Annotated in this window: 16 protein-coding genes; 11 read left to right on the plus strand and 5 right to left on the minus strand. The window is 71.5% G+C overall.

The annotated features are described in order from the left end of the window. Positions 1-124: 124 nt before the first annotated feature. Positions 125-1,375, minus strand: coding sequence for a molybdopterin-dependent oxidoreductase (locus AB0I10_RS17750; protein ID WP_363153388.1), 1,251 nt, complete (start codon positions 1,373-1,375; stop codon positions 125-127). A gap of 387 nt (positions 1,376-1,762) precedes the next feature. Between AB0I10_RS17750 and AB0I10_RS17755 the strand changes: the two genes are divergently transcribed. Next, a complete protein-coding gene (locus AB0I10_RS17755; protein WP_363153453.1) occupies positions 1,763-3,127 on the plus strand; it encodes a hypothetical protein in 1,365 nt (454 codons plus the stop codon). Between the two features lie 88 nt (positions 3,128-3,215). Here the strand turns inward: AB0I10_RS17755 and AB0I10_RS17760 are convergent, their stop codons facing one another. Further along, positions 3,216-3,479, minus strand: coding sequence for a hypothetical protein (locus AB0I10_RS17760; RefSeq protein ID WP_363153454.1), 264 nt, complete (start codon positions 3,477-3,479; stop codon positions 3,216-3,218). 189 nt (positions 3,480-3,668) lie between these two features. Further along, positions 3,669-4,889: a serine hydrolase domain-containing protein gene (locus AB0I10_RS17765; RefSeq protein ID WP_363153389.1), complete on the minus strand. Its 1,221-nt coding sequence runs from the start codon at positions 4,887-4,889 to the stop codon at positions 3,669-3,671. 291 nt (positions 4,890-5,180) lie between these two features. On the opposite strand from AB0I10_RS17765, the gene AB0I10_RS17770 reads away from it, so the two are divergent. Both AB0I10_RS17770 and AB0I10_RS17775 read left to right on the plus strand, forming a co-directional pair. Then, positions 5,181-5,822, plus strand: coding sequence for an isochorismatase family protein (locus AB0I10_RS17770; protein ID WP_363153390.1), 642 nt, complete (start codon positions 5,181-5,183; stop codon positions 5,820-5,822). A 208-nt stretch (positions 5,823-6,030) separates the two neighbouring features. After that, positions 6,031-6,405, plus strand: a complete 375-nt coding sequence (locus tag AB0I10_RS17775) for a VOC family protein (RefSeq protein WP_363153391.1) — start codon at positions 6,031-6,033, stop codon at positions 6,403-6,405. A gap of 81 nt (positions 6,406-6,486) precedes the next feature. Here AB0I10_RS17775 and AB0I10_RS17780 read toward each other — a convergent pair whose 3' ends face one another. Continuing rightward, entirely contained in the window at positions 6,487-7,305 is an 819-nt protein-coding gene (locus AB0I10_RS17780; RefSeq protein WP_363153392.1) for a lipase family protein, read from the minus strand. 213 nt (positions 7,306-7,518) lie between these two features. Between AB0I10_RS17780 and AB0I10_RS17785 the strand changes: the two genes are divergently transcribed. The 6 genes from AB0I10_RS17785 to AB0I10_RS17810 all read left to right on the plus strand — a co-directional run bounded on the left by AB0I10_RS17785 (position 7,519) and on the right by AB0I10_RS17810 (position 13,203). Beyond that, positions 7,519-7,908, plus strand: coding sequence for a hypothetical protein (locus AB0I10_RS17785; protein WP_363153393.1), 390 nt, complete (start codon positions 7,519-7,521; stop codon positions 7,906-7,908). A gap of 168 nt (positions 7,909-8,076) precedes the next feature. Continuing rightward, positions 8,077-8,706 (plus strand): 2Fe-2S iron-sulfur cluster-binding protein, encoded by a 630-nt coding sequence (locus tag AB0I10_RS17790; RefSeq protein WP_363153394.1) that lies wholly within the window; start codon positions 8,077-8,079, stop codon positions 8,704-8,706. Continuing rightward, entirely contained in the window at positions 8,703-9,689 is a 987-nt protein-coding gene (locus tag AB0I10_RS17795; protein ID WP_363153395.1) for a xanthine dehydrogenase family protein subunit M, read from the plus strand. Before AB0I10_RS17790 ends, AB0I10_RS17795 begins: the two co-directional genes overlap by 4 nt. A 73-nt stretch (positions 9,690-9,762) precedes the next feature. After that, positions 9,763-11,880, plus strand: coding sequence for a xanthine dehydrogenase family protein molybdopterin-binding subunit (locus AB0I10_RS17800; protein WP_363153396.1), 2,118 nt, complete (start codon positions 9,763-9,765; stop codon positions 11,878-11,880). Positions 11,881-12,070: 190 nt separating this feature from the next. Next, complete coding sequence (locus tag AB0I10_RS17805) at positions 12,071-12,640, plus strand: ATP-binding protein (protein ID WP_363153397.1); 570 nt, start codon at positions 12,071-12,073, stop codon at positions 12,638-12,640. Positions 12,641-12,747: 107 nt separating this feature from the next. Beyond that, entirely contained in the window at positions 12,748-13,203 is a 456-nt protein-coding gene (locus AB0I10_RS17810; RefSeq protein WP_363153398.1) for a hypothetical protein, read from the plus strand. A 425-nt stretch (positions 13,204-13,628) separates the two neighbouring features. On the opposite strand, the gene AB0I10_RS17815 is transcribed toward AB0I10_RS17810, so the two are convergent. Then, positions 13,629-13,958, minus strand: coding sequence for a hypothetical protein (locus AB0I10_RS17815; RefSeq protein WP_363153399.1), 330 nt, complete (start codon positions 13,956-13,958; stop codon positions 13,629-13,631). 91 nt (positions 13,959-14,049) lie between these two features. On the opposite strand from AB0I10_RS17815, the gene AB0I10_RS17820 reads away from it, so the two are divergent. Both AB0I10_RS17820 and AB0I10_RS17825 read left to right on the plus strand, forming a co-directional pair. Next, complete coding sequence (locus tag AB0I10_RS17820; RefSeq protein WP_363153455.1) at positions 14,050-15,138, plus strand: PLP-dependent cysteine synthase family protein; 1,089 nt, start codon at positions 14,050-14,052, stop codon at positions 15,136-15,138. After that, positions 15,135-16,433: an MFS transporter gene (locus AB0I10_RS17825; protein WP_363153400.1), complete on the plus strand. Its 1,299-nt coding sequence runs from the start codon at positions 15,135-15,137 to the stop codon at positions 16,431-16,433. The genes AB0I10_RS17820 and AB0I10_RS17825 overlap by 4 nt, the downstream gene beginning before the upstream one ends. Positions 16,434-16,594: the final 161 nt, after the last annotated feature.

The raw sequence follows: 16,594 nt of genomic DNA on the forward strand, positions 1-16,594 counted from the left end.
GCCAGCACCACCGCCCGCTGCAACCGCGCCAGCCGAGCCTCCCGCTTCCCCCGCGCCGGTCGTTTCGCTTGATCCGCTTGATCCCATTGACTCGATTGTTTTGATCGTTTCCTTCGTGCCACCATCACAGCTCCCCGAAGGTCATACGGGCCACCCACTTCGTGTTGAGCACCCCGGGCGCCGCCGGAACGATGATGCGCGCCGGATAGCCGTGGTCCATCGACAGATCCGCGCCGCCCACCCGCAGCGCGAGCAGTGACCGCGCGTCACGCACCTGGTTGTCGCGCAGCGCCGCCCGCCGGAACGCGCCGTGCAGTTGAAGCGACTCGACAAGTACGTCCGGCGGCTGCTCGCCGAGCCCCACCAGCGCCGCGAGGTCGCGCAGCCGCACCCCGCTCCACCGCTGATCGTCCGTCGACCAGCCCTCCACACAGGCGATCGGCAGCGCCGCCTCGTGCTGCGGCAACTTCAGCAGGTCGGCACGGCTGAGCCGCACCCGTCGCCCGCCGCCCTCGACCGTCAGCCGCCAGTCGTCGCCGATATCGTGCGGCCGGATGCCGCGGGACGCCGCGGTCTTGTTGATCTGGAAACCGTTGGGTCCGCTGCCCGGGTCGGCGCCACCGTGCGGCGCCAGCAGGGCAGTACGGCGCCACCACCCGCCGATGCTCTGCCCCGCCGTCGTCGCGAGCAGCAGCAGCGATCCGGTGCCCACCAGCGCCAGCGCACCGCGCCGTGAGACCGTCGGCGCATCCGGTCGGGGCGCCACCAGCCCGGTGGAGTCGGCGTCCGCCCCGGGGTCCGTACGCTCGCGCAGCGCCCGTACGGTCCGCGGAAAGCGCAGCACGACATGGGCGACGAACGCCCCGGTGAACACCCACGCCCCGTAGAAGTGCAGCGGATAGAACGACCCGGGGAAGAGGTACTCCAGCTGGATGTTGAGGATCCCCGTGACGAACTCGAACAGCGCCCCGCCGACCAGCAGAAGCAGCGACAGCCGCTCCAGCGCATGCCCGAGGGACCGGGCCGGCGGCAGCGCGAAGAGCTTCGGGATCACCGACCAGAGCTTCGCCAGCAGGATCGGCACCAGCGCGACACCGACGGTGACATGAAGGCCCTGGACGACGCGGTAGAGCCAGTACGGGGCGGTCGGCCAGTCGAAGAGATAGAAGCCCAGCAGGCCCTTGTCCGGCGTCATGTCGTTGACGCTCGCCAGATTGGGGTTGTACGCGGCGTACGACAGCATCCCGGTCACGAACAGCAGCGTGATACCGGCCAGCAGGACGACACCGAGCAGCGCCGTCAGCCGGGGACCGCGCAGCGGACTGCGCCAGAAGGACGGCGACGTGGGCGGAGTGAAGCGGTGGTGGGCACCCATGATCTTCCTCGGCGGTTGGCGCGACGACGGTCCGCCGCCTGGACGGGCAAGTCCTGTCCCGACGGTATGCCGCGACCGGTGTGCCGAGGGCGCTGCGACGCATGACGAAACCCTGACGTCGGCGGAACGGAGGCACTGACGGATCGCAGGAAGAACTGACGGATCGCAGGAAGAACTGACGGACCGCGGAAGATCTGACGGACCGCGGAAGATCTGACGGACCGCGGAAGATCTGACGGATCGATGACGCCACCGCCGCCGAACCGCCGTAGCGGTCCGCCGACGCCCTAGCGTGCCGATGTGACCCCCGAAGACCGCACCGCGACCCCCGACGAAGACCGCACCGCGCCCCCCGAGGAACACACCGGGCCCTCCCACCGCCCCGATCTGCTCGCCGCCGCGGCCAGCGTCCTCCTCGTCGCCGTCGCCGCCGTCGTCGGCACCGTCATCCAGCGCTCCAACGGCAGCCTGCACGTCAACTTGCCCCCGCTGTACGCCTCATGGTTCCCGCACCTCGGCCCCGGCACCCCCGCCGCGCTCACCGTCGCCGCCATCGTGATCGTGTACGGCCCCCCGCTTGCGGCCCGGCTGACCTGGCGCGCCCTCGTCCCGGCCGGTTGGGCCGCGGCGCTGGCCTGGACGTGGTCGCTGGCCCTGATCGACGGCTGGCACACCGGTATCGCCGGGCGGCTCACCACGGAGTACGAGTATCTGACGGTCATCCGCCGCTTCGACGATCTCGGCCCGGCGCTGCGCGACTTCACCCACCACATCCTCAACAACGCGCCGGACCACTGGCCCGCCCATGTCGCAGGCCATCCGCCGGCCGCGGTCCTCACCTTCGTGGGCCTTGACCGCATCGGCCTGGGCGGCGGCGCCTGGGCCGGGATCTGGTGCATCACCGTCGGCAGCTCCGCCGTGGCCGCCGTCCTCATCGCGCTGCGCGCCCTCACCGACGAGCCGACCGCGCGCCGGGCCGCCCCGTTCCTCGCGCTGGCACCTGCCGCCGTCTGGGTCGGCACGTCCGCGGACGGCTACTTCGCCGCCGTCGCCGCCTGGGCGCTCGCCCTCCTCGCACTCGCCGCGACCCGAACCACCCGCGCTCCAGCGGCAGCAGCCCTGGCCTCAGGGCTGCTGCTCGGCCTGACCGGCTACCTCTCGTACGGCCTCACCCTCATGGCACTCGTCGCTGCCGGGGTACTGCTGATCACCCGCACAGTCCGCCCGCTGCCCCTCGTACTGGCGGGGGCGGCCGCCGTCGCGACCGCCTTCACCCTCGCCGGATTCACCTGGTGGGAGGGATACTTCCTGCTGGTCGAGCGCTACTACCAAGGCGCCGCGGCCGTCCGCCCCTACGCCTACTGGATCTGGGGCAACCTCGCCTGCACCGTCCTGATCACCGGCCTCGCCACGGTCGCCGGCCTCCGCCGCACCCTCGCGGCAGCCCCCACCGCCCTCCGGCAGCAGCTGCGCCGCCCGCCCCGCACGATCCCACCGGCTCCGCCCGGCCCCACGCTCCTCCGGACCCCGTCCGACCGGCTTGTCCTCCTCGTCCTGGCCGCCCTGATCGCACTCCTCACGGCCGATCTCTCCGGGATGAGCAAGGCGGAGACGGAACGCATCTGGCTGCCCTTCGCCATCTGGCTGCTGCCTGCGACCGCTCTGCTGCCCGCGGCCCGGCACCGCCACTGGCTGACCGCCCAGGCAGCCCTGGCACTCCTCATCAACCATCTGCTCTACACGGGATGGTGACCAGCGGCGTCCACCGTCAGCCAACTGAGCTGCCCGAGCTGCCTAGCTACCTGCGCTACCTGAGCTGCATGGACAGGGGTTACGTGAACTACATGGGCGAGGGGAGGTGGAGGAACGAGCGGGCCGCGTCCACCCGGCCGGGGCGCAGGATGCGGATGGGGCCGCGCTTGCAGGACGGGCAGTCGGCGCGGGTCAGCGGGGAGACGACCCGGCTTCCGTGGGCGAAGTAGTCGGCGCGCCGCCGGCCGGCCAGATCGAGGGAGTGGCGGATCTCGTACGCCTCTTCCCACCCGTGTCCGCAGTGCAGGCAGACGAAGGCATACGCCTCGTGAACCGACTCGTCCCTGTCCATGCTCACCACGCCCTCTCCCGGGCCTGTCACACCCGCGCCAGGACCGGATCCGTGCCGCATTTATCCATTATTGCGCCTGGCGATCGCGATCGGCATCACGCGGGGTGCAGGCGGCGCCCTCCGGCGTCCGCCACCCAGCCCTGTCACCACTGGTGAGCGGTCCGACACTCAGCGTCCAATGGCAGCGACCTACCCCCTCGTCCGCCCCAGAGCCTCATACGCAGCCGTGACCAGGCCGCGGTTACGCGGATCATCACCCGTGGTGTCGCCGCCGAACTTGTTCATCGTGTACGCGAAGGACACATGGTTCTCCGGATCCGCGAAGGCGTACGAGCCACCCGCCCCGCCATGTCCGAACGCCAGGGGATTGGGCCCGGCCTGGCCCTGGTTGAGCATGTAACCCAGCCCCCAGCGGATTTGCGTTCCGGCCGGTGCGAGTGCGTCAAGGGCCAGGTCGCGCTCGCCCGGAAGGCTCTGCGGTCGGCGCATCGCTTCCAGGGTGCGGGGCCGGACCAGCTTGCCGCGTGCCAGGGCGCCGTACACGGTGGCCAGTCCGTGGGCCGTGGCATGGGCGTTCCCCGCCGGGATCTCGGCGGAGCGGTAGGCGGCGCTGTTGACATCGCCGGTGGGGATATACGTCAGCGCCAGCGCGACGGCGGCCAGCGGATGGTCGGACAGCGCGGTGAACGGCGGCTTCGGGAAGCCGGGCAACCGCTCCGCGAGCCGCGCCTCGTTCAGCTGCCCGACCATGTCCGCGCACCGGGCGTGCTCCTCCGTCGGGGTGCCGATGAACACCTGGGCACCGAGCGGTTCGGTGATCTCACTGCGCAGGAACGCGCCGAGCGACTGCCCGCTGATCCGCCGGACGACCTCGCCGACCAGATACCCGAAGGCCATCGCGTGATAGCCCTGCGCCGTCCCCGGCTCCCACCAGGGGCGGGCGGCCGCCAGCGCCGCGCACACGTCGTCCCAGTCGTACGCACGCGGGAAAGCCAGCCGCTCACGGGGCGCGATCAGGCCGGCGCGGTGGCTGAGCAGCCAGCGCACGGGTATGTCCTGCTTGCCGGCCTGAGCGAACTCCGGCCAGTAGCGGGCGACCGGCGCATCGAGGTCCAACTCGCCCCGGTCCACCAGCAGATGCGCGCAGAGCGCGGTCATCCCCTTCGTCGTCGAGTAGACATTCACCAGCGTGTCGCGCTTCCATGCGCGGGTCCTGGCCCCGTCCGCGTGGCCACCCCACAGATCGACGACCGCCTCGCCGTCCACTGTCACGGTCACCGCCGCGCCCACGTCGCCGTGGTCCCGGAAGTTTCGCTCGAATGTGGTGCGTACGCCCTCAAAGCCCGGTGCGCAGTGGCCGTTGACGGTGGCCGGCTCGACGGAGTCCGGTTCCAAGGAGGTTCGTTCCACGGTGGCATCTCCCTAGCGTCGTCGTTCTCGTCCGGGTCGTGCAGGTCGTGTAGGTCGTGCAGGCCCTGCAAGTCGTGCAGGTCATCCAGGTCATCCGGGTCGTTCGGGTGGTCCGGGTCGTCCTCGTGTCGGTCGTGCTTGCGGGCGTCCTCGAATGGGCCTCCCGTACGGGATGATCCGTCCGGGTGGATGCCCGTGGCAACGATGAGAGCCCGTACGGCTCAGCGCCGCGTGTCCGGATTCCATCGGGCGCGGGGATCGCCGCCGTGCCCCGCCCGCAAGATGGTGCGCATGACCGAGACACCGATCAGCCCCGTCGAAGCCCTGCTTGTCGTCGACGTCCAGTCGGCCTTCGTCTCCGGAGACGAAGCGGTCCCCGACGCGGCCCGGGTGCTGGACCGTAGCCGGGACCTGATCGCCCGAGCCCGCGCCGCCGGAGCCCTGGTCGTGCATCTGCAGAACGACGGGCCGCCCGGAGCCGTCGACGAGCCGGAGACGCCCGGCTGGGAACTCCACCTGCCCGTCGAACCCGGCCCCTGGGAGACCGTGGTCCGCAAGATGGACGATGACGGCTTCGAGGACACCCCGCTGGGTCCCCTGCTCACCGGCGCCGGCGTCCAGGCGCTGGCCATCTGCGGTGTGCTCTCCGAAATGTGCGTCGCCGCGACCGCGCGCACGGCCCTGGCGCTGGGCTTCCGCGTCGTCCTGCCGCACGACGGCCACGCCACCTACGACATCCCGGCGGCCCCCGGCATCAGCGAAGCGGTCCCGGCCGCCATGTCCTCCCGGGCCGCCGAATGGGCGCTCGGCGACGAGGTCGAAATCATCGCCCGGGCGGCCGACGCCACGTTCACCGCCCCGCCCCGCCGGCCGGCCCTCGTGGACACGCCGCACGCGCACGCGTACGCCGCCGAAGCGGCCATGTGCACCTGAGGAGACGTACCGAGGTCCCCTTCCGGAAGAATTCCCCCTCCGGAACACGCCGCTGCACGACCGATGAGTCAGCCGCCTGGGCGAGGTCTACACATCTGCAAGAAGGCCCGAAACAACCGGGGCACAAAGAAAGCCCGAAAACACCCGGGGCCCGCCTCACCGGCACCGGGCAGCTCAGCTCAACGGACCTCGCCACAGGAGGACAGTTATGTCTGCCGCCACACCCGCCGCCGTCCAGCCGATCATCGTCACCCCTGACCTCGACCGTCTGCAGCGCTTCTACACCGATCTGCTCGGTGCCGAGGAAACCAGCCGCGTCCCTGAAGAGGGGCCGACTTTCTTCGTAGGGCTGCGGGTCGGCAACGGCGAACTCGGCATCGTGACGGACAACAGCGTCGACACCGGCAGCCCCACCCGGATCCTGCTCAGCATCATGGTCAAGGACGTGGACGGCCTCCTGGAACGGGTGGCACCCCTGGGCGGCAAGGTGCTCGGCCCGCCCAACGACATGCCGTGGGGGCAGCGGGTCGCCCATATCCAGGACCCGGACGGCAACGCGGTCAACCTGACTCAGCCGATCTGAGCCGGCCGATCCAACCGAGCTTGGCTCGCCCCGCCCCCCTCGGCCCCCTCCCCGTCCCCCGTCCCCCCCGCCCCCTGGTCGTCAGCTCCGGGCCTTCTCCAACGCCTTGACGTACGCGTCGATGAAGTGGTCGCGGATGCCGTCGGAGGCCGGTGCGAGAACGTCGGCCGTGAGGCCCTTGGCGCGGTCGAACAGGCCGCTGACCACCGGCATGCCGTCGTGCAGGGCGCCCTTGGAGTCGATGTACCGCACGGCGGCGACGTGGTGGAACACCGGCTCCGGCGGGAGTTGGGGCACGATGTCGTTGTTGTTCACGAAGCGGTACATACGGTTGGTGAAGGCCGCGTCGAACTCCTTGGCCAGCAGCCGGTCGCAGGTGCGGGGCTGGCCGAAGGTGTAGACGCCGTCGGCCTTCAGGCCCGGCTTTTCGAAGTGCAGCTGGGCACCGGCGAGCATCGCCAGTGCGCCGCCGAGGCTGTGGCCCGTGAACCACACGGTCTGGTTGTTGTCGCGGAACTCCTCGATGGCGGCGAGGACCTGCGGCCAGACGGCTTTCAGCGCCTCACCGAAGCCGTAGTGGATGAACCCCTTGCCACCGGGGCCGGGCCAGGGCGGAGTGGTGGCGTCGGACAGCCAGTCGCGCAGCTCCACGGGCTGCGTCCCCCGGAAGGCGGTGATGATCATGTCTTTCCCGGCGAGGGTGTACGCCTGGGTGTCCTCCAGCGGGAACGGCGGGGTGAACCGGGTGTGGTGATGGCGCACCCGGTTGAAACCCCACTCGTGGGACGTGGCTTCGATGGTCTTCTCGTCCTTGTACGCGAGCTCGGCTGCACGGGCCATGCTCAGCGCGTGGTCGAGGCTGTAGCCGGTGGCGCGGTGGTCGATGGTGGTACTGGTCAACGGAGCTCTCCCTACGGGGGATCGGGCGGCAAGCAGCTGGCACACCAGGTGCCACTGCCGCTACAAAGCGTTTGCTCTGACTACACACAGTAACGTCTGTGGGGTGCATTGTGCCGTTGCGTCCGTTCACATCACTCGTTCGAGTCTCAGGTCGCACACACCGGGCCGGCGGGCGAGCCTGGAAGGGTTCGGCTCCCACAGGAAGGCCCCACAGTGAACAGCGCGGAACAGGTGACACACGCGGAACACCCTTCGGCCGAGGTCGTGGTGGAGGTCGACAGTTGCGCGACCGAGGACGCGCACGCCGTCTTCAGCGCGTTGCGCACGACCTTTGTCTCCGACCGTCCGGCGGACGATGTGCCGGAGGAAGTGCCGGGGCCGGGAGCGACCGTGTGGACGGCGACCGTCGACGTGACCGACCTCCGAGCGGAGGCGGAGCCCCGGCCGTTGAGGGAGCCGGTGATCGTCAATATCCAGGGCGGCTACTGGGCGGTGGCCCGGCTGCGTCAGGGCCTGGCGTCCGCGTTCGCGGTGCGGGTGCTCGGCACCGCCGCCGGCGACCAGGAGCAGGAGGTCCAGCTGCGGCTGGAGACCCGGAGGTAGCCCGGCCGCCGATGCCCGGCCGCCGACGCGCGGCCGCCGCCGTCTCCTGGTAGGCAGGAAGCCCCCGGCTCAGACGGATCGCATGGCTTGTCAGACGGATCGCATGACGCAAACGAATCTCTTGGCGCAGGCAGATCTCATGGTTCGGACCGGAAAGGGCGCGAGCGAGTGGAGTCCACCCATCAACCGGCGGACGCGGACCGGCCGCTGTCGGCGGCCGACGAGCGCTCCGATCTGGTCCTGGATGTCAACGGAACGCCGTACCCCCTGACCCTGGACCACCGGACCACGGTCCTGGACGTGCTCCGCGAGCGCCTGGGTCTCACCGGCGCCAAGAAGGGCTGCGACCACGGCCAGTGCGGCGCGTGCACAGTGCTCGTCGACGGGCGGCGCGCCAACAGCTGCCTCCTCCTGGCCGTGGCGCAGGACGGGCGGCAGATCACCACCGTCGAGGGCCTCGCCGACGGGGAGCGGCTGCATCCGCTGCAGAAAGCCTTCCTGGACCGGGACGCCCTGCAATGCGGTTACTGCACGCCGGGGCAGATCTGTTCGGCGGTCGGGGTGCTGGCGGAGGCGGCGGACGGTTTCCCGTCGCATGTCACGCCGTACACCGCGCCCTCCGGGACGCCGGTGGAGCTCACCCCCGACGAGATCCGGGAACGGATGAGCGGCAACCTGTGCCGGTGCGGCGCCTATCCCCGCATCGTCGACGCGGTCGGTGACACACGTGAGGCACATGCTGCCGGAGATGCCCGGGGTGGCCGTGCCGGCAGTGTTGTGGGAGGTGGGGCGGAGTGAAGCCGTTCGGCTATCTGCGGGCCGGGAGCGTCGACGAGGCCGTACGGGCCGGTGCCGATCACCCCGGTGCCCGCTTTCTCGGCGGCGGTACCAATCTGGTCGATCTGATGAAGCTCGGGGTGGAGACCCCGCCGCTGCTCATCGATGTCAGCCGGCTGCCGCTCGACCGCATCGAGGAGCTGCCGGACGGCGGACTGCGGATCGGTGCGATGGTCCGCAACAGCGATCTCGCCGCGGCCGTCGCGGTGCGCGACCGCTATCCCGTCCTGTCGCAGGCGGTGCTGGCCGGTGCCTCGGGGCAGCTGCGGAACACCGCGACGACCGGCGGAAACCTGCTCCAGCGGACCCGCTGTACGTACTTCCAGGACACCTCCAAGCCCTGCAACAAACGCGCGCCGGGCACCGGCTGCCCGGCCCGCGACGGCGCCCACCGGGATCTCGCCGTACTCGGCCACTCCGAACACTGCGTCGCCACCCAGCCGTCCGATATGGCGGTCGCCCTCGCCGCGCTCGACGCGACGGTTCACCTGCATGGCCCCGATGGTGAGCGTGAGGTGCCGGTGACGGACTTCCACCGGCTGCCGGGCGACCGGCCCGAACGGGACACGGTGGTCCGGCCGGGGGAACTCATCACCGCCGTCTGCCTCCCGCCGGGCCGGCCCGGCGCGCACTCCCGCTTCCGGAAGGCCCGCGACCGCGCCTCGTTCGCCTTCGCCCTGATCTCCATCGCGGCCGTGCTCGATGTGCGGGACGGCGTCGTGCGGTACGCGGCGCTGGCGTTCGGCGGGCTCGCACACCGGCCCTGGCGCGCCCGCGCGGCCGAAGAGGTCCTGCTCGGCGCCCCCGCCACCCAGGGCACCTTCGGCCGCGCGGCCGACGCCGAACTCACCGCCGCCCGGCCGCTGCGCGAGAACGGCTTCAAGGTCCCCTTGGCCCGTAACCTCACGGTCGGCGTGCTGGCCGAACTCGCCGCCCGCAGCTGACGGGACGCACAAGGAAGCACAGGGAAGCACAGGGAAGCACTACGAACGAGCCCACCAACCGAGGACGCGCGCCATGACCCACGATCCGTTCCCGCAGGGCACACCCCCGCACCCCCTGGGCACCTCGCCCGTCCGCCGGGAAGGCCGCGAGAAGGTCACCGGCACCGCCCGTTACGCGGCCGAACACACCCCGCCGGACTGCGCCTACGCCTGGCCGGTGCCGGCGACCGTCGCCCGGGGCCGGATCATCGCGGTGGACACCACCGAGGCGCTCGCGCTGCCCGGCGTATGCGCGGTGCTGACCCATGAGAACGCGCCCCGGCTCGGCTCGGCCGACGACCCGATCCTGGCGGTGCTCCAGGAAGACCGCGTCCCGCACCGCGGCTGGTATGTCGCGCTCGTCGTCGCCGACAGCCTCGAAGCCGCCCGCGACGCCGCCGATGCCGTCCGTATCACCTACGAGACCGCCGACCACGACGTACGCTTCTCGGCCGGCCACCCGGGTCTGCACCTGCCGGAGACGGTCAACGGCGGCTTCCCCGGAGTCCGTGAACGGGGCAATTTCGAGGCGGCGTTCGCGGCCGCGCTGATCAAGCTCGACGCGACCTACACCATGACCCCGCTGCACAACCACCCGATGGAGCCGCATGCCTCCACCGCCCAATGGGACGACGGCCATCTGACCGTCCACGACTCCAGCCAGGGCTCCACCAAGGTGCGCGACGACCTCGCCGCGCTCTTCAAAATCGGCAAGGGCGAGGTCACCGTCGTCTCCGAGCACGTCGGCGGCGGCTTCGGCTCCAAGGGGACGCCCCGCCCCCAGGTCGTACTGGCCGCGATGGCCGCCCGGCACACCGGACGCCCCGTCAAGCTGTCCCTGCCGCGCAGTCAGATGGCCGCGGTCGTCGGCCATCGCGCACCCACCATCCAGCGGGTACGCATCGGCGCGACCACCGAGGGCATCATCACCGCCCTCGCGCACGAGATCACCACCTACACCTCCAGGGTCACCGAGTTCGTCGAGCAGGCGGCCGTCCCGGCCCGCGTCATGTACGCCGCGCCCCACAGCCGCACCGCGCACCGCGTCACCGCGCTGGACGTACCGAGCCCGTCGTGGATGCGCGCACCGGGCGAGGCCCCCGGCATGTACGCCCTGGAGTCCGCCGTCGACGAACTCGCCGTCCTCCTGGACATCGACCCCGTCGAACTGCGGGTGCACAACGAACCGGACACCGAGCCGGACAGCGGACGCCCCTTCAGCAGCCGGCACCTCGTCGGCTGCCTCCGGGAGGGCGCGAACCGCTTCGGCTGGCTGCCCAGGGATCCCCGACCGGCCGTCCGCCGCGAAGGCGACCTGCTGGTGGGCACGGGCGTCGCCGCGTCCACCTACCCCATCTACCTCGCCGGATCCACCGCCGAGGCGCACGCCGACGCCGACGGCGGCTACCGCATCCGCGTGAACGCCACCGACATCGGCACCGGGGCCCGTACCGTCCTCGCGCAGATCGCCGCCGCCGCGCTCGGCGCGTCCTCCGAGGAGCGGGTCCGCATCGAGATCGGCAACAGCGATCTGCCGCCCGCGATGCTGGCCGGCGGCTCCGCGGGCACCGGATCCTGGGGCTGGGCCGTCCACAAGGCCTGTACCGAGCTGGTGACGCGCCTGCGCGACCACGCAGGACCGCTTCCCGCCGACGGGGTGACGGTCACCGCGGACACCCGCCAGGAAGCCGCCGAGGAGAGCCCGTACGCCCGTCACTCCTTCGGCGCCCAGTTCGCCGAGGTCCAGGTCGACACGATCACGGGGGAGATCCGGGTACGCCGCCTCCTGGGCATGTTCGCGGCCGGCCATATCCTCAACCCCCGTACCGCGCGCTCCCAGTTCATCGGCGGGATGACCATGGGGCTGGGCATGGCGCTGACGGAAGGCAGTGGACTGGACGCCGCCTTCGGCGACTTCGCCGAACGCGACCTGGCCGCCTATCACGTCCCGGCCTGCGCCGATGTCCCCGCGATCGAGGCGCACTGGCTCGACGAACGGGATCCGCACCTCAACCCGATGGGCAGCAAGGGCATCGGCGAGATCGGCATCGTCGGCACCGCGGCCGCCATCGGCAACGCCGTACACCACGCCACCGGCGTCCGCCTGCGCGACCTCCCGCTCACCCCGGACAAGGTCCTGCCCCATCTGTGATGTGTCGCGGATCCGATCTGTCACGAACCTGATCTGTCGTGGACCTGATCTGTCGTGGGTCCGATCTGTTGCGGATGCCGGCACCTCGGGTCACCATGACCCATACGTGACTATTTGCTCACTCTTCGTGTTCGGGGTTCGTTGGTCCGACGAGGTGAAGTACGTGAGCCTCGCGGTGAGGAGCCATGACATGACACCTTCCAACAGCCGCCACCACTACACGGTCGAGCTGCATGCTTCGGCGGAGCGCGTCCCGCAGGTCCGGCGCATTGTGGCCGCCCACCTGCGGTACTGGAATCTCGAACTCCATATCGCGCCCGTCTGTCGGGGAGTGGTGGAACTCCTCACCAACGTCCACCGCCATATCGGCCCGGAAGCCCGGTGCGTCGTCGAACTCCGCTGGACCGGCCGGCATCTCACCGCCTCCGTCGCCGACCAAGGGCCACCGCTTCCACGGCTGGAGAGCGCCGCTGGTAGCGGACTCTCGGCGGTGGCGGTACTCAGCGACAGCTGGGGCACCTGCGCCACCGCGGACGGCAAGGTCATCTGGTTCACCCGGAGGGTGGAGGCGGCCCGAAAGACCCCGCTGACGTCGCGGGGGCCGCTGCGCAGCGTGCCCGACGCGAAGGGGACGCCGGAGGAGCCGCCGGTCGTGCCGCCGGAGCCCCGGCCGGAGGTCCCGCCCGAGGCCGCTTCCGATTCCGAGGAGTCGCCCGCTGCTTCCGCCGTTTCTCCCGCGGTGGCCTCGTGCCTCGTGTGAGGGCGAGGCGCTGACGGGCGCTCAGGCCCCGTCGCATCCGGCCGGTAACCGCCTCTCATACCGGACGCCCCTCACATCGGCCCCTTCTCTCCGGTTACGCTCACGGCATGGCAACGGCCAGGTCGCCCATCGGTGTCGCGCGGGACCGCATATCAGCGGTTCCGCTTCGTGCGCTGTGGCTGGCCGCGTTGCTGTTCGGCGTGGTGATCGTGCACGGTGCCTGCGCGGGGAGCAGCCAGGCCCATCTCGCCGCTGCCGCGCCGGTCGCGGCGTCTTCCCACGGCGGTCCGCACGGCCACGCCGCCCCGCCTGTCTCCTCGCCAACGGCCGTGCAGACCCCGGTACTTGACGAAGGCGGCGGCGGTACTCCCGCGCATCACCAGGCCGAGACATGCGTGTCCGGCCAGCCGCAGCAGGGCGCCGAACTGCCCGCTCCCTGTGCCGCGCCCACCACGGACTCCGCTGTCCCCGCGCCCGCGCAGGGCCGGTTCGGGGTGGCCGGTGGCACGTCCACGCTTCCTCCGTTGAGAAGTGCCACGGGTTCCGTAGTTCAGCAGGTCTAGATTTCCGGCCAATTCCGGCCCAGAGCTGCGCTGTCCGGATGCCCGAATGCCCGGATGCCCGGCGGCTTGCTTGAGCACGGCGTTGCGCCGTCGTCCCCTCGCCGCGCCTGCTGATCCCGCCGATTCTGCCGACTCCATGTACGCCCGTCCCCCACGCGACGGCTACGTCCCGGAGGACCCGTGCCCTTCCGTACCCGCGCCCGTCCATACCCCTGCCCCGAAACGTCCCGGCCCCGCCGGCTGATCACTCTGCTGCTCTGGGGCGGCCTGCTGCTGTCCGCGATCGCGTGTTCCGCCGGCAGCGGTGTGAGCGGCGATGCCGGCAGTGACGGGCACTCCCGTACGGCCCGCTCTCCGGCGGTGTCCGCCGAGCGCCACACCCCGGTGGCGGCGGCCGCGCAATCGCACGGTCCGCACTCCCCTTCTCACTGCGCGCCCGGTACGGACGGCCGCTCGCCGCAGAGCCGGTCGGCCGCGGAGGCGACCGCGCCCGCGCTCCTCGGGGCGGCCGTCCAGGCCGCCACTGCCCCGCCCGCCGTACGCAGCGCATCCCCGCGGCGCAGACCGGCGCCCACCGGCCGGTCCACGCTCGCCGCCCTCTGCCGGTGCCGCAGATAGGAGCAGCCGCCGCGGCCGGGCGCACCGTCCGGCCGCCGCGCGCCGCCACCCGGAGCACCGTCGTACACCCTGCCCCGGTCGGTCCGGCGCGCGAGACGAGCGCCCCTGTCCACGAACACCGAACGAGAGCGAATCATGCACTCCGTTCCCACGGCAGCCCACTCCGTCCCCGCTCAAGACCCCACACAACCCCACACCCGGATATCCGGCTCCGCCCGCGCCTCCGGTATGTCCGGTCTGGTCGGCAACACGCCCGTCCTGCACATATCCGAGCCACTGGCCCCGGCGGGCCGCGGCTTCTGGGCGAAGCTGGAGGGGCGTAACCCGGGCGGCATCAAGGACCGGCCCGGACTCCACATGGTCGAACGCGCCCGCGCCCGGGGCGAGTTGCGGCCCGGTGGCCGGATCATCGAATCCACCAGCGGGACCCTGGGGCTCGGCCTGGCGCTCGCCGGGATGGTGTACGGCCATCCGGTCAGCCTGGTCACCGATCCCGGCCTGGAGCCCTCCATGACCCGGCTGCTCACCGCGTACGGTGCGGATGTCGACCTGGTCCCCGCACCGCACCCCGGCGGCGGCTGGCAGCAGGCCCGCCGCGACCGCGTCGCCCAACTGCTCGCCGAACACCCCGGCTCGTGGTGCCCGGACCAGTACAACAACCCCGACAACACCACCGCGTACCTTCCGCTGGCCCTCGAACTCGCCTCCCAGCTGGGCCATATCGACGTCCTGGTGTGCAGCGTCGGCACCGGCGGGCACTCCGCGGGCGTCTCCCGGGTGCTGCGCCAGTTCTACCCGGCGCTGCGCCTCGTCGGCGTCGACAGCATCGGCTCGACGATCTTCGGGCAGCCCGCCCGCACCCGGCTGATGCGCGGGCTGGGGTCCAGCATCTATCCGCGCAATGTCGCCTACGACCAGTTCAGCGAGGTGCACTGGGTCGCACCGGGCGAAGCGGTGTGGACCTGCCGCCGACTGGCGGCCTCGCACTACGCCACCGGCGGCTGGAGCGTCGGAGCGGTCGCGCTGGTCGCCGGCTGGCTGAGCCGTACCCAGCCGGAGGGCACCCGTATCGCGGCGGTCTTCCCGGACGGGCCGCAGCGCTATCTGGGCACGGTGTACGACGACGACTACTGCGCCGCCCATGGACTCCTCGACGCACCGCCGGCGGAGGAGCCGGAGACGGTGAGCAGCCTGGACGAGAAGGAGGTCACGGCCTGGAGCCGGTGCGCCGCCGTGGCCGACCCCCTCGGCCTGGCCGGCGCTGAGGCGCCCGTGGTGGTGCCGGCCCTCTCCGACGCGGCGGGGGAGGCCCGGTGAAAGGCACCCTCGCGCAGCTGCGCTCCTACGAGCGCAGCGCCCAGCTGTTGATGGTGAACCAGTTCACCATCAACCTCGGCTTCTACATGCTCATGCCGTACCTGGCCGCCCACCTCTCCGGGACCCTCGGCCTGGCCGGCTGGCTGGTCGGACTGGTCCTGGGCGTCCGCAACTTCAGCCAGCAGGGAATGTTCCTGGTCGGCGGCGCGCTCGCCGACCGGTTCGGCTACAAACCGCTGATCGTCGCCGGCTGCCTGCTGCGTACCGCCGGCTTCGCGACGCTCGGTCTGGTGGACTCGCTGCCCGCGCTGCTGGCGGCGTCCGCGGCCACCGGGCTGGCCGGGGCGCTGTTCAACCCGGCGGTCCGGGCGTATCTGGCCGTGGCGGCGGGGGAGCGCAGGTTGGAGGCCTTCGCGCTGTTCAACGTCTTCTACCAAGCGGGCATTCTGCTCGGCCCGCTGGTGGGCATGGTGCTGACCGGCGTCGGCTTCCGCGTCACCTGCCTGGTCGCGGCGGGGATCTTCGCGCTGCTGAGCGTGGTGCAGATCCGCGCGCTCCCGGCCCGCGCGGAACAGCGCGTACGGGGCGGCGCCGAGGGGAGCGTGCTGTCCCAGTGGCGGGGCATCCTGGCCAACCGGCCGTTCCTGCTCTTCTCCGGAGCCATGATCGGCTCGTATGTGCTGTCCTTCCAGGTCTACCTGGCGCTGCCGCTGGAGGTACGACGGCTGGGCGGCGAGGGGGAGTTCGGCACGGCGGCGGTGGCGGTGCTCTTCGCGGTCTCCGGGCTGAGCACGATCCTGGGCCAGACCCGGGTGACGACCTGGTGCAAGGCCCGGATGCCGGCCGGCCGCGCCCTCGCCTGGGGCCTGCTGACGATGGGGCTGGCCTTCGTCCCGCTGCTGGCGGCCTCGGCGCTGCCCGTGCCCGAGGCGGGCCTCGGCCGCTGGGCGCTCGCCGCGGTTCCACCGGCACTCTCCGCGCTGCTGCTCGCCGTCGGAACGATGATCACGTACCCGTTCGAGATGGACACCATCGTCCGGCTCTCGGGTGACCGCCTGGTCGCCACCCACTACGGGCTCTACAACACCATCTGCGGCGTCGGCATCACCCTTGGCAATCTGCTCACCGGCGCGGCGCTGGACGCCTCCCGGACGGCCGGCATACCCGCATTGCCGTGGATCGCCCTCCCGGTGCTGGGTCTGGCCTGCGCCGCCGCCCTGTACGGGCTGCACCGCACGGGCCGTCTGACCCCGGCCGTGAAGGCGCGGCCGGCGACGGCCTCGACCACCGGCTAGCAGGGCAAAGGCCACAAGCAGGGCGGAGGTCACCACTCGGAGGTCACCACCCGGAGGTCACCACCCGTCAGGTTCTTCGATGCGGAGAGCGGTGGCCGGGTGTGGCAGGGCCGTCCCCGCGCCTGCGGGGGCGGCCGCCTCGCGTGGTGCGCCCCGCGCCC

Origin of the sequence: Streptomyces sp. NPDC050636 (assembly GCF_040654775.1) — a bacterium.
In the GTDB taxonomy this organism is placed as follows: Bacteria; Actinomycetota; Actinomycetes; order Streptomycetales; family Streptomycetaceae; genus Streptomyces.